At 69.2% G+C, this 12,579-nt stretch carries 12 protein-coding genes; 4 read left to right on the top strand and 8 right to left on the bottom strand.

Going from position 1 to position 12,579, the window contains the following annotated elements; genetic code table 11:
• Window positions 1–11: 11 nt before the first annotated feature.
• The 4 genes from AB8998_RS03155 to AB8998_RS03140 all read right to left on the bottom strand — a co-directional run bounded on the left by AB8998_RS03155 (window position 12) and on the right by AB8998_RS03140 (window position 3,035).
• Window positions 12–854 carry an MlaE family ABC transporter permease gene (locus tag AB8998_RS03155; protein ID WP_369736782.1) on the bottom strand — a complete coding sequence of 281 codons (843 nt, stop codon included), beginning with the start codon at window positions 852–854 and terminating at the stop codon, window positions 12–14.
• Between the two features lie 19 nt (window positions 855–873).
• Window positions 874–1,638 carry an MlaE family ABC transporter permease gene (locus AB8998_RS03150; protein ID WP_369736781.1) on the bottom strand — a complete coding sequence of 255 codons (765 nt, stop codon included), beginning with the start codon at window positions 1,636–1,638 and terminating at the stop codon, window positions 874–876.
• Window positions 1,639–1,874: 236 nt separating this feature from the next.
• The gene (locus AB8998_RS03145; RefSeq protein WP_369736780.1) at window positions 1,875–2,798 is read right to left on the bottom strand and encodes a 3-oxoacyl-ACP reductase; all 924 of its coding nucleotides are present in this window, start codon (window positions 2,796–2,798) and stop codon (window positions 1,875–1,877) included.
• Between the two features lie 45 nt (window positions 2,799–2,843).
• Window positions 2,844–3,035: a ferredoxin gene (locus AB8998_RS03140; protein WP_369736779.1), complete on the bottom strand. Its 192-nt coding sequence runs from the start codon at window positions 3,033–3,035 to the stop codon at window positions 2,844–2,846.
• A 182-nt stretch (window positions 3,036–3,217) separates the two neighbouring features.
• On the opposite strand from AB8998_RS03140, the gene AB8998_RS03135 reads away from it, so the two are divergent.
• The 4 genes from AB8998_RS03135 to AB8998_RS03120 are packed head-to-tail and all read left to right on the top strand — an operon-like array spanning window position 3,218 to window position 7,757.
• On the top strand, window positions 3,218–4,396 hold the full coding sequence (locus tag AB8998_RS03135) for an acyl-CoA dehydrogenase (RefSeq protein ID WP_369736777.1): 1,179 nt from the start codon (window positions 3,218–3,220) through the stop codon (window positions 4,394–4,396).
• A gap of 32 nt (window positions 4,397–4,428) precedes the next feature.
• Window positions 4,429–5,526 (top strand): acyl-CoA dehydrogenase family protein, encoded by a 1,098-nt coding sequence (locus AB8998_RS03130; protein WP_369736776.1) that lies wholly within the window; start codon window positions 4,429–4,431, stop codon window positions 5,524–5,526.
• 8 nt (window positions 5,527–5,534) lie between these two features.
• Window positions 5,535–7,049, top strand: coding sequence for a long-chain-fatty-acid--CoA ligase FadD17 (fadD17, locus tag AB8998_RS03125; RefSeq protein ID WP_369736775.1), 1,515 nt, complete (start codon window positions 5,535–5,537; stop codon window positions 7,047–7,049).
• Between the two features lie 3 nt (window positions 7,050–7,052).
• Entirely contained in the window at window positions 7,053–7,757 is a 705-nt protein-coding gene (locus AB8998_RS03120) for a serine hydrolase (RefSeq protein WP_369736774.1), read from the top strand.
• On the opposite strand, the gene AB8998_RS03115 is transcribed toward AB8998_RS03120, so the two are convergent.
• From AB8998_RS03115 to AB8998_RS03100, 4 genes are read right to left on the bottom strand one after another with little or no spacing between them, the layout of a single operon-like run.
• Complete coding sequence (locus AB8998_RS03115; protein WP_369736773.1) at window positions 7,743–9,290, bottom strand: acetolactate synthase large subunit; 1,548 nt, start codon at window positions 9,288–9,290, stop codon at window positions 7,743–7,745. The genes AB8998_RS03120 and AB8998_RS03115 overlap by 15 nt on opposite strands.
• On the bottom strand, window positions 9,287–10,111 hold the full coding sequence (locus tag AB8998_RS03110; protein WP_369736772.1) for an amidohydrolase family protein: 825 nt from the start codon (window positions 10,109–10,111) through the stop codon (window positions 9,287–9,289). The genes AB8998_RS03115 and AB8998_RS03110 overlap by 4 nt, the downstream gene beginning before the upstream one ends.
• Before the next feature lie 11 nt (window positions 10,112–10,122).
• Entirely contained in the window at window positions 10,123–10,896 is a 774-nt protein-coding gene (locus AB8998_RS03105; protein ID WP_369736771.1) for a fructosamine kinase family protein, read from the bottom strand.
• Entirely contained in the window at window positions 10,893–12,545 is a 1,653-nt protein-coding gene (locus AB8998_RS03100; protein WP_369736770.1) for an acyl-CoA synthetase, read from the bottom strand. Before AB8998_RS03100 ends, AB8998_RS03105 begins: the two co-directional genes overlap by 4 nt.
• Window positions 12,546–12,579: the final 34 nt, after the last annotated feature.

Below are 12,579 nucleotides of genomic sequence, written 5' to 3'. Positions count from 1 at the left end.
TGGGACTCCCCTTACCCGGAGAGGTTGAAGTTACCGGACGCGCCATATACGGCGAGCGAGATGAACAAAGTGATGACGACGACCACGATCAGCGAGGTCCGCACCGCCTGGCCGACCGCGATACCCACACCCACCGGCCCGCCTTTGGCGTTGTAGCCGTAATAGGTGTGGATCAGCATCACCGCGATCGACATCACGATGGCCTGCAGAAACGACCACAGCAGGTCGGACGGGATGAGGAAGGTGTTGAAGTAGTGGTCGTAGAGGCCCTTGGACTGCCCGTTGATGTACACGGTGGTGAAGCGGGCGGCGAAGAACGCGGCGAGCACCGAGAGCGAATACAGCGGGATGATCGCGATCAGGCCGGCGATCAGCCGGGTGGACACCAGGTAGGACACCGATTCGACCGCCATGCACTCGACGGCGTCGATTTCCTCCGACACCCGCATGGCGCCCAGTTGCGCGGTGGCACCGGCGCCGATGGTGGCCGCCAGCGCGATACCGGCGATCACGGGCGCGACGACGCGCACGTTCAGGAACGCCGACAGGAACCCGGTCAGCGCCTCGATGCCGATGTTGCCCAGCGACGAGTAGCCCTGCACGGCGATGACGCCGCCGGAGGCCAGCGTCAGGAAGGCCGCGACGCCGACGGTGCCGCCGATCATGACGAGCGCCCCGGTGCCCATCGTCATCTCGGCGATCAGGCGGATCGTCTCGGTGCGGTACTTGGTGAGCGCGCTGGGGACGTGACGCATCGTCTGGCCGTAGAACAGGGCCTGCTCGCCGAAGTCGTCGATCGGTTCGGAGAACCGCGACATCAAGCGGCGGAACCGAAGAGTGGCGTCGTAGCTCATCGGCTGATCACTCGCGTCATCACTTGGCCGAGATCCGCACGCCGATCGCGGTAGTCACCACGTTGATGACGAACAGACAGATGAACGCGTAAACGACGGTCTCGTTGACGGCGTTGCCGACGCCCTTGGGCCCGCCCTTGACCGTCAGGCCGCGGTAACACCCGACCAGCCCCGCCATCACTCCGAACAACAGCGCTTTGACTTCGGAGAGAACCAATTCGCGCAACCCGGTCAGCACCGTCAGCCCGTTGATGAAGGCACCCGGGTTGACGCCCTGCAAGAAGACCGAGAACACGTAACCGCCGGACAGACCGATGGCTGCGACCAGGCCGTTGAGCAGCAGCGCGACCAGCGTGGATGCCAAAACCCGCGGTACGACCAGCCGTTGGATCGGGTCGATGCCCAGCACCCGCATCGCGTCGATCTCCTCGCGGATGGTGCGGGCGCCCAGGTCGGCGCAGATCGCGGTGGCGCCGGCACCGGCCACGACGAGCACGGTGACCACCGGACCGAGCTGGGTGATCGTGCCGAAAGCCGTTCCGGCGCCCGACAAGTCGGCCGCACCGATCTCACGCAGCAGGATGTTCAGCGTGAACGCCACCAGCACCGTGAACGGGATGGACACCAGCAGGGTCGGGACCAGCGACACCCGCGCGATCATCCACGTCTGATCCAGGAACTCACCGAATTGGAAGGGCCGCCGGAACGCCGCGCGCGCGGTGTCGATCGACATCTCGAAGAATCCACCGACAGCGCGGGCGGGCACCGCAAGCTGCTGGATCAACGTGGTACCCCCCTTCGCTGCTCGCGGCGAAGCCTGCGTGTCGCCTGTGCGCGCCCTTCGATCACTTGCGGCTCGGGTGTGAGCCGGATCATATTAACCCAGAACAAGTTGACCCTGTCAATGAACGCTATTTCTCTGTCTGAATCGTTAATTTCGCCAGGTCAGAGCAAGTTGCAGTGTTCCAAACTGACACAAGTTCTAATCGTCGGAATCCGTGTTTTCGGCGCGCTCGCCGGCTACTGCTCCATCAGTCCGACGGCCGCGAAATTGTGCTCGGGGTCGCGGCCGGCGAAGTATTCTCCCAACGTCGTGCTGAGTTCGGCGGGGTTCCACGCCGGCCCGTCGGCGCTGAACCTGTGCTCCGCGGTGGGCGCCGACACGAGCGTCACCTGCGGACCGTAGACGATGAAGACCTGGCCGTTGACCTCCGCGGCCGCCGGGGACGACAGGAACTGGACCAGGGTCACCACGTGGTCGGGCGAGAGCGGGTCGATCTGCCCCTCCTCCATCTCGGGGCCGGGGCCGAAGACGTCGGCCGTCATCGCCGTGCGGGCCCGCGGACAGATCGCGTTGGCGCAGACCCCGTAGCGGCCCAGAGCCCGCGCGGCCGAGAGGGTCAGCGCGATGATGCCCGCCTTGGCGGCGCCGTAGTTGGCCTGTCCGACTGGTCCGACGAGGCCCGCCTCCGACGCGGTGTTGACCAGCCGGCCGAAGACCTTGCCGCTGCCGTCGGCGGCGTCCTTGGCCTTCGCGCGCCAGTAGGTGGCCGCGTTGCGGGTCAGCAGGAAGTGGCCGCGCAGGTGCACCGCGATGACGGCGTCCCATTCCTCGTCGGACATGTTGAACAGCATCCGGTCCCGGGTGATCCCGGCGTTGTTGACCACGATGTCCAGCCCGCCGAGCTTGTCGGCGCAGGCAACCAATTCGTCGGCGGTCGCGCGTCGGCTGATGTCCCCGGCAACGGCGACCGCCTTGGACCCGGCGGTGCCGATCTCGTCGATGACGTCGGAGGCGTCCAGGGCGCCGGCCATGTCGTTGACGACGACGGTGGCGCCCTGGCGGGCTAAGCCGAGCGCCTCGGCGCGCCCCAGGCCCGCGGCCGCACCGGTGACCACCGCGACCTTCCCGGAGAGATCGGTCGCGTTCGTGCTGCTAGTCAATTTATGAATACCTCTAGTTTCGAGTCGCCCGGCGTCGCGCCCGGGTCATTCGCCGCGTAGGAGCGCGGCTCGCGGGCATTCGGCGATCGCCTGCTCGGCCAAACTCTCCTGGTCGGGTGGAATCGGGTCAAGCTTCACGACGGCGTAGTCGTCGTCGTCAAGGTCGAAGATGTCCGGCGCGATTCCCAGGCACACTGCATTGCCTTCGCACCGATCACGATCAACGATCACCCGCACGGTACCCTCCTCGAATCTGGCCTGCACTATGAGCACATGCCCCGTCGGTATGTAGCTACACCATAGGGGCCCCGGTAGGTCTGGGGAAACGGTCGCTGGATTCCCAGACTAGAACGTGTTACAACCGGGAAGACGAACGGGTGGCCGGCCGGCTTCTCACGCCTAGCCAAAGGACAGCTGGAATGCGCATCAGTTACACCCCCGAACAGGAGGAGCTGCGTCGCGAGCTGCGGTCATATTTCACCGCGCTCATGACGCCGGAGCGCCGCGAGGCGCTGACCTCCACACAGGGCGAGGTCGGGACGGGAACCGCGTATCGCGACACCGTTGCGCAGATGGGCAAGGACGGGTGGCTCACCCTGAACTGGCCCAAGGAGTACGGCGGCCAGGACCGCTCGCCGATGGACTCGCTGATCTTCACCGACGAGGCCGCCATCGCCGGCGTGCCCGTGCCGTTCCTGACGATCAACAGCGTGGCGCCGACCATCATGGCGTTCGGCACCGACGAGCAGAAGAAGTTCTTCCTACCCAAGATCGCGGCCGGGGAGCTGCACTTCTCGATCGGCTACTCCGAGCCCGGAGCCGGCACCGACCTGGCCAACCTGCGCACCAGCGCCGTGCGCGATGGCGACGACTACGTGATCAACGGCCAGAAGATGTGGACCAGCCTGATCGCCTACGCCGACTGGGTCTGGCTGGCCGTGCGCACCAATCCCGAGGCCAAAAAGCACCGCGGCATCTCGATGCTGGTGGTGCCGACGACCGCGGAGGGCTTTTCCTGGACGCCCGTGCACACCATGGCCGGCGTGGACACCAGCGCCACCTATTACACCGACGTGCGGGTGCCGGTCACGAACCTGATCGGTGAGGAGAACGGCGGCTGGAAGCTGGTGACCAACCAGCTCAACCACGAGCGGGTCGCCCTGGTGTCGGCGCAGCCGATCTTTTTGGCCCTGCGCGAGGTTCGCGAGTGGGCGCAGAACACCAAGGACGCCGGCGGTGGCCGCCTCATCGACTCCGAGTGGGTGCAGCTGAACCTGGCCCGGGTGCACGCCAAGGCCGAGGTGCTCAAGCTGATCAACTGGGAACTCGCCTCGGCGGCCGGCGACTCGCTCAATCCGGCCGACGCGTCGGCGGCCAAGGTGTTCGGCACCGAACTGGCCACCGAGGCCTACCGGCTGCTCATGGAGGTGCTGGGCACCGCGGCGACGCTGCGCCAGGACTCCCCCGGCGCGCTGCTGCGCGGGCGGGTCGAGCGGATGCACCGGGCATGCCTGATCCTGACCTTCGGCGGCGGCACGAACGAAGTCCAGCGCGACATCATCGGCATGGTCGCCCTCGGCCTGCCCCGAAGCCGCTAAGCACCGCCGAGCATCGAGAAGGACGAAAATCCATGGATTTCACGACAACCGAAGCGGCGAACGACCTCGGGGGCCTGGTCGACACGATCGTGAACTCGGTGTGCACGCCCGAGCATCACCGTGAGCTCGACGGGCTGGATCACCGGTTCGACCGGCAGCTGTGGGGCAAGCTCGTCGACGCCGACATCTTGACCAGCGCGGCGCCGACGCAGCTGGGCGGTGACGGCTTCGGCGTGCTCGAACAGGTCGCGGTACTCGTCGCGCTGGGCCATCAACTGGCCGCCGTTCCCTATCTCGACTCGATCGTGCTGGCCGCGGGTGCGCTCGCACGCTTCGGGACCGAGGAACTGCAGCAGCAGTGGGGCGTCGCGGCGGTCAACGGCGAGAAGGTCCTCACCGTCGCCCTGCACGGCGAAATGGGCGAGGGGCCGGTCCGGGCGGCCCGCGCCGGCGACGGCTACCGGCTCACCGGTACCCGCACCCAGGTCGGCTTCGGCCCCGTGGCCGACGCGTTCCTCGTTCCGGCCGAAACCGATTCCGGCACGGCGGTTTTCCTGGTCGCCGCCGATGACCCGGGCGTTTCGGTGACCGCGATCCAGACCACCGGCCGCGGCTGCGTCGGGCACCTGGCGCTCGATGGAAGCCAGATCGACGGCACCCGGATGGTCGGCGGACCGGAAGCGGTGACCTGGCTCGAGACGCTGGCGGCTCTGGGCGCCAGCGCCTTCCAGCTTGGCGTGCTGGAGCGGGGCCTGCAGATGACCGCCGAGTACGCGCGCACCCGCGAACAGTTCGACCGCCCGATCGGTAGCTTCCAGGCGGTGGCGCAACGCCTGGCCGACGGCTACATCGACGTCAAGGGGTTGCGGCTGACGCTGACGCAGGCGGCCTGGCGGGTGTCGGAGGACATCCCCGCCGACATCGACGTCGCCAGCGCGGCGTTCTGGGCCGCCGACGCCGGGCACCGCGTGGCGCACACGATCGTGCACGTGCACGGCGGGGTGGGTGTCGACACCGACCACCCGGTGCACCGCTACTTCCTGGCCGCCAAGGAGACCGAGTTCGCCCTGGGCGGGGCCACCGGCCAGCTGCGCCGCATAGGCCGCGAGCTGGCGGAAACCCCGGCCTAGGTGCGACGGTGCTCCAGGTTCCGACTGACCTGACCGTCACCGACCTGCTCAGACCGCTGGCCGAGATCGACGACCGCGGCGTCTACTTCGAGGAGTCGTTCACCAGCTGGCGCGATCACCTGCGGCACGGCGCGGCGGTCGCCGCGGCGCTGAGGGAGCGCCTCGACCCGGCGCGTCCCCCGCACGTCGGCGTGCTGCTGGAGAACACCCCGTTCTTCTCGGCCATGCTGGTCGCCGCCGGGATGTCGGGGATCGTGCCGGTGGGGCTCAATCCGGTGCGCCGCGGCGAGGCGCTGGCCCGCGACATCGGCCGGGCGGACTGCCAGCTGGTGCTGGCCGACGCGAATTCGGCTGCGGTACTAGAAGATATCGAGCACGTCGACGTCGATTCGAGCGAGTGGACCGACGAGGTCGCCGCCCACGCGGACGCCGAGCCAGGCTTCCGGTCCGCCTCGGCCACGGACCTGTTCATGCTGATCTTCACCTCCGGCACCAGCGGCGAGCCGAAGGCGGTCAAGTGCAGCCACGGCAAGGTCGCCATCGCCGGCGCGACCATGACGCAGCGCTTCGATCTCGGCCGCGACGACGTCTGCTATGTCTCGATGCCGCTGTTCCACTCCAACGCGCTGCTGGTGGGGTGGTCGGTGGCGGCGGCGTGCCGGGGTTCGATGGCGTTGCGGCGCAAGTTCTCCGCGTCGAACTTCCTGCCCGACGTCCGCGGCTACGGCGCGACCTACGCCAATTACGTGGGCAAGCCGCTGTCGTATGTGCTCGCCACTCCCGAACACCCCGACGATGCGGACAACCCGCTGCGCGCGGTCTACGGCAACGAGGGCGTGCCCGCCGACATCGAGCGCTTCGCGCGCAGGTTCGGCTGTGCCGTGCAGGACGGGTTCGGTTCCACCGAAGGCGGGGTGGCCATCGCCCGAACCCCCGACACGCCCGCCGGCGCGCTGGGCCCGCTCACCGAAGGGCTCCAGATCATCGACCCCGACACCGGCGAACCGTGCCCGGTGGGAGTGGTCGGCGAGCTGGTGAACACCGCCGGGCCGGGCCGTTTCGAGGGCTACTACAACGACGACGACGCCGAGGCCGCGCGGATGGCCGGCGGGGTCTACCACAGCGGCGACCTCGCCTACCGCGACGACGCCGGATACGCCTATTTCGCCGGGCGGCTCGGCGATTGGATGCGGGTCGACGGCGAGAACCTGGGCGCGGCCCCCATCGAGCGGGTGCTGCTGCGTTACCCGGGCGCGGCCGAGGTGGCGGTGTACGGGGTGCCCGACGCGATAGTCGGAGACCAGGTGATGGCCGCCCTGGTGATGAGGCCGGGGGAGGCGTTCGACCCCGAGGAGTTCCGCGCATTCCTCGCCGGGCAGCCCGATCTGGGGCCCAAGCAGTGGCCGTCGTATGTCCGGGTCAGCGCCGAGCTCCCGAGGACGGTGACATTCAAGGTGCTCAAGCGTCAATTGACGGCCGAGGGGGTCGACTGCGGCGACCCGGTGTGGCGGATTCGCCGGTAGCCCATGACTTCCCGGTCTACCGAACGTGAGCTCGAGGCGAGCTTCGAGCGGCTTGCCGTGACCGTGTCGGCCGAAGTCGGCGTCGCGATCGCCCGGCCGGGCCGGACCCTGTCGCTGGGCCGTTGGTCGGCCGGTGTCGCGTGGTCGACGATCAAGGTGCCGCTGGCGGTCGCGGCCCTGCGCAGCGATCCGTCGGGCGCCTATGACCTGGTCGTCAAGGCGATCACCGAATCCGACAATCCCGCGGCCGAGCAGTTGTGGTCCCGGCTGGGCGAGCCGGCGGACGCCGCCCGGCAGGTGCGGGCGGTCATCGCCGCGGCCGGCGATACGGCCACGGTGGTCGAGTCACGACGGCTTCGGCACGGCTACACCGCGTTCGGCCAGACACGGTGGCCGCTGGGCCGACAGGCGCGGTTCGCCGCGCGGCTGTCGCAACTGGATGAAGCGGGCCCGGTCGTGGACCTGATGCACCGCCTCGCCGCCCACCAGCGGTGGGGCCTGGCCGCGAAAGGCTTTGCCGCCAAGGGTGGTTGGGGGCCGGGCGTCGAGGAGGAGAACTATCTGGCCCGCCAGTTCGGGATCGTCCCGACGGAGACGGGGCCGGTGGGGGTGGCGTTGGCGGCCGAAGCCCGCGACTTCGACGCCGCGGTCGAAGCGCTCGACGCGACGACGGACTGGCTCGTCGGCCACGCGCTAACCGAACAGTGACGGCACCACCGCGTCGATCAGGTGCGGCCCGGGCTCGGCGAACGCCGCATGCAGGGCGTCGGCGAGCTCTTCGCAGGTGGTGACGCGGCGGGCCGGCACTCCCATGCCCTCGGAGATCTTCACGAAATCGATTGCCGGGCGCGACAAGTCGAGCAGATCCAGGGCCTTGGGCCCGGGTGCGTTCCCAACGCCGACGCGTTGCAGCTCGACCCGCAAGATGTCGTAGGCGCTGTTGTCGTAGAGCACGGTCGTCACGTCGAGGTGCTCCCGCGCCTGGGTCCACAGTCCGGCGATCGTGTACATCGCCGAGCCGTCGGACTCCAGGCACAGCACCGGGCGGTCAGGCGCGGCGACCGCGGCGCCCACCGCGGCCGGGATGCCGTAGCCGATCGCGCCGCCGGTCAGAGTCAGCCAGTCGTGGGCAGGCGCCCCGGCGGTGGTCTGGGCGAGCAGCAGGCCCGACGTGTTCGACTCGTCGACGACGATCGCCCGTTCGGGCAGTAGCGCCCCGATCACGCCGGCCGCCGACGCCGACGTCAGCGCGCCGGTCGGCAACTCCGGGCGCGACGCCGCCGCGACCGGCGCGACCGTCCCCGGCGCCACCTCCTCGGCCAGCGCCTCCAGCGCGTCGGCCGCGCCGATGTGCCCGGCGAGCGTGTGCACCCGGCAGCCGGCCGGCACCAGGTCGCTGGGCATGCCCGGATACGCGAAGAACGACACCGGCGACTTGGCACCGGCGAGCACGAGGTGCTTCGCGCCGTCGAGTTGAGCCGTGGCGGCCTCGGCGAAGTAGGCCAGCCGGTCGACGGCGGGCACGCCCGCGCCGCGCTCCAGCCGCGTCGGGAACGTCTCGCACAGCAGCCGGGCACCGGTCGCCTGGGCGATCCGCGCGGCCGCGGACAAACCCCTTGCACGGGTGGCGTCTCCCCCGATCATCAGCACCGCCGGCTCCCCGCAGCGCAGCACGTCGAGCACCTCCGACGGCAACGCGGGGGTGGCCGGAGCGCGCGCGGGCTCCGGCGCGACGGGTTGCGCGCCGTCGGACCACGACACGTCGGCGGGCAGGATCAGGGTCGAGATCTGGGCGCCCGACCGGCTGGCCGCGATCGCCTCGGCGGCATCGGCGCCGACGCCGGCGACGTCACCCGTGCGGCGCATCCAGCCCGAGACGGTGCCCGCGACCGCGTCGATGTCGGATTCCAGTGGGGCGTCGTACTTCTTGTGGTAGGTGGCGTGGTCGCCGACCACCACCACCATCGGCACGTGGGCCCGGCGCGCGTTGTGCAGGTTGGCCAGTCCGTTGCCCAGTCCGGGTCCCAGATGCAGCAGCACCGCCGCGGGCCGGTCGGCGATGCGGGCGTAGCCGTCGGCCGCACCGGTGGCGACACCCTCGAAAAGCGCTAGCACGCCGCGCATTCGGGGAACGGTGTCCAGTGCGGCCACGAAGTGCATCTCCGAGGTGCCCGGGTTGGCGAAGCACACGTCGACGTCCCCGTCGACGAGGGTGTTGATCAGGGCCTGCGCACCGTTCACCTGTTCGCCTCCAGTCTGAATACGCGCTCGGCGTTGTCGTGCAGAAAGTCGCGGCGCCCCTCGTCGGTGAGCCCGAGGTCGTCGGGCCCGGCCAGCGCGTGCGCGGGGGTGATCATCGGGTAGTTGGTGCCGAACGAGACCTTACGTTGTCCGGTACCGGTTTTCATGAACCTGATCAGCTCGTCGGGCAACCGTCTGATGGTGTAGGCCGAGGTGTCGATGTAGACGTTCTCGTGCTTGCGGGCGACGGCGACCATCTCCTCGGTCCACGGATAGCCGACGTGTCCGCAGACGATCACCAGCTCCGGGAAGTCGAGTGCGACCTGGTCGATGTAGGGGATCGGACGTCCGGTCTCCGACGGCCGCAGCGGGCCGGTGTGCCCGACCTGGGTGCAGAACGGGACACCGAGGTCCACGCAGGCGGCGAACAGCGGGTAGTAGCGCCGGTCGGTCGGGGGAGCGTCCCACAACCAGGGCACCACGCGCAGGGCGACGAAGCCCTCGCCGACGCGCCGCCGCAATTCGCGCACCGCCTCCATCGGACGGCCCAGGTCGACCGTCGCCAGTCCGCCGAATCGCTTGGCATACATGGCGATCCAGTCGGCGACCTCGTCGTTGGAGACGAGGTCCTGGCCGCCCGGCCCACGCCAGGCGCTGAGCAGACCGAGGTCCACGCTCGCGGCGTCCATGGCTTCTACCGTCGCCGCGATGGGAATCTCGGTGTCGGGGATGGCGCCACCCGTCCAGCGCCGCAGGGACGCCAGCATGTCGCTGCGCAGCAACCGCAGGGTCGGATGCTGCATCCACACGTCGATGGTCATCGCGATCGACTCTAGCCCTCAGCGGCCAGCGCGGCCCGGGCGGCGGCGTCCGTCTGCTGCGCGTACCCGCCGCCGAACAGCACGACATGGGCCAGCAGCGGGTAGAGCTGGTGTAGCCCCACGCGGCCGCGCCAGCCGGGCCGCAGCCCCCGCACGTCCTGGTAGCCGGTGAGGACGGCGTCGTGGTGCGGGCAACCGAACAGCGCGAGCATCGCCAGGTCGGTTTCCCGGTGACCGGCATGCGCGGCCGGGTCGATCAGCACCACCCCGTCGGGTGTCCACATCACGTTGCCGCTCCACAAGTCGCCGTGCAGGCGCGCCGGGGGGGCGTCGTCGTCGAAGTCACCGGCCCGGCAACGCGCGATGACGGAGTCGATCGCGGCCCGGGTCGAGTCCTCGAGCCGCGAAGCCGCGAGCTCGGCCATCGGCGTCAGCCGCTCGTCGGCGTAGAACTGCCCCCAGCGTTGGTGGCGCCGCAGCGACATCGGCAACGGCTGCGACAACGGCCCGAAGAACCCGGGCCCGTCCCATCCGTCGGGTCCCGCGCCGAACGCGGCGGCGCCGGCGTCGTGGGTGCGGGCAAGCCGGGCGCCGAACGCGTGGGCCGCCTCGCGGCCGGGCGGCACCGACTCGAGCCGGCGCAGGGTCAGGCTCGACTCGTCGACGGCGACCACCCGCGCGCACGGCACCCCGCTGTCCACCCCGGAAAGCCAGTGCAGACCGGCGGCTTCCCACGCGAAGAAGCCCGCGGGGGCGTCCGGGTTGCGTTTGATGAAGTCGCTCAAGCGTTGGCGTGGGCGGCGTGCACCTCGTCGGCGGGCCGCGCCTCGGTCTGTTCCTTGGCCCAGCGGTAGTCGGGCTTGCCGGCCGGCGACCGCTTCACCTCGTCGACCAGCCACAGGCTGCGCGGCACCTTGTATCCGGCGATCTCGGAACGCACGAACCGGTCCAGCTCGGCCAGCGACGGCCGGGCGCCCGGCCGGGGCTGCACGACGGCGGCCACGTGCTGGCCGTACCGCGGGTCCGGCACCCCGACCACCAGGGCGTCGAAGACGTCGGGGTGACCCTTGAGCGCGCCCTCGACCTCCTCGGGGTAGATCTTCTCGCCGCCGCTGTTGATCGACACCGACCCGCGGCCCAGCATTGTGACGCTGCCGTCCTCCTCGACCAGCGCGTAGTCGCCGGGAATGGCGTAGCGCACGCCGTTGAACGTCTTGAACGTCTCGGCGGTTTTCTTCTCGTCCTTGTAGTAGCCGACCGGGATGTTGCCCTTCTTGGCGATCAGGCCGCGCACCCCCGAGCCGGGCTTGACCTCGTTGCCCTGCTCGTCCAGGACGACGGTGCGGTGGTCGATCGTCACCCGCGGGCCCCCGGCATGCGGCGCGTCCTTGGCGACGATGCTGGTGCCGCCGAAGCCGGTCTCCGAGGAACCGATCGAGTCGGTGATGATCCGGTTGGGCAGCAATTCCAGCAGGCGCTCCTTGATGCTCGGCGAGAACAGCGCCGCGGTGCTGGCCAGCAGGAACAGCGACGACAGGTCGTAGCCGTGGTCCTTGTTCAGCGCGTCCAGCAGCGGCCGCGCCATCGCGTCGCCGGTGAAGAACAGCAGGTTCACCTTGTGTTCGTGGATCGTGCGCCACACCTCGTCGGCGTTGAATTCCGGTGCCAGCACGGTGGTCTGCCCCGAGAAGATCGACATCCAGGTGGCCGACTGCGTGGCGCCGTGGATCATCGGCGGAATGGGGTAGCGGATCATCGGCGGACCGGCGGTGGCGCTCTTGGCCAGGTCGTACTCGTCCTTGACGAATTCGCCGGTGGCGAAGTCGGTTCCGCCGAGCAGCACCCGGTAGATGTCCTCGTGACGCCACATCACGCCCTTGGGAAAGCCGGTGGTGCCGCCGGTGTACAGGAGGTAGATGTCGTCGGCGCTGCGCTCGCCCACCAGCTCGGCGAAGTCGCGCTCGGGTGAGCCCTGCGCGATCGCCGAGTAGAACTCGACGCCGCCGTAACGGTGGTAATCGTTATTGCTGCCGTCCTCGATGACGAGGACGGTCTTGACGTTCGGCGTGTCGGGCAGCACGTTGGCCACCCGGTCGGAGTACTGGCGTTCGTGGACCAGCGCGACCATGTCGGAGTTGTCGAACAGGTACCGCAGCTCGCCCTCGACGTAGCGGAAGTTGACGTTGACCAGGATCGCGCCGGCCTTGACAATGCCGAGCATCGCAATGACGATCTCGATGCGGTTGCGGCAGTACAGGCCTACCTTGTCGTCCTTCTGCACGCCCTGATCGATCAGGTAGTGCGCCAGGCGGTTGGCCTTCTCCTCCAGTTCGGCGTAGGTCAGCTTCTCGTCGCCGCAGATCAGGGCGACACGGTCAGGCACAGCGTCGATGGCGTGCTCGGCAAGATCGGCAATATTCAGGGCCACGGCCACCAAATTAGAACGTGTTACATTTCTTGACAAGCTC

It is taken from the genome of Mycobacterium sp. HUMS_12744610 (genome assembly GCF_041206865.1).
GTDB lineage: Bacteria > Actinomycetota > Actinomycetes > Mycobacteriales > Mycobacteriaceae > Mycobacterium > Mycobacterium servetii.
This window is presented reverse-complemented; position numbering and strand designations above follow the sequence as displayed.

Bases quoted from the DNA above. Each gene is read 5' to 3' on its own strand.
- AB8998_RS03155 (WP_369736782.1), bottom strand. From the start codon at position 854: ATGAGCTACGACGCCACTCTTCGGTTCCGCCGCTTGATGTCGCGGTTC.
- AB8998_RS03135 (WP_369736777.1), top strand. From the start codon at position 3,218: ATGCGCATCAGTTACACCCCCGAACAGGAGGAGCTGCGTCGCGAGCTG.
- AB8998_RS03130 (WP_369736776.1), top strand. From the start codon at position 4,429: ATGGATTTCACGACAACCGAAGCGGCGAACGACCTCGGGGGCCTGGTC.
- AB8998_RS03120 (WP_369736774.1), top strand. From the start codon at position 7,053: ATGACTTCCCGGTCTACCGAACGTGAGCTCGAGGCGAGCTTCGAGCGG.
- AB8998_RS03110 (WP_369736772.1), bottom strand. From the start codon at position 10,111: ATGACCATCGACGTGTGGATGCAGCATCCGACCCTGCGGTTGCTGCGC.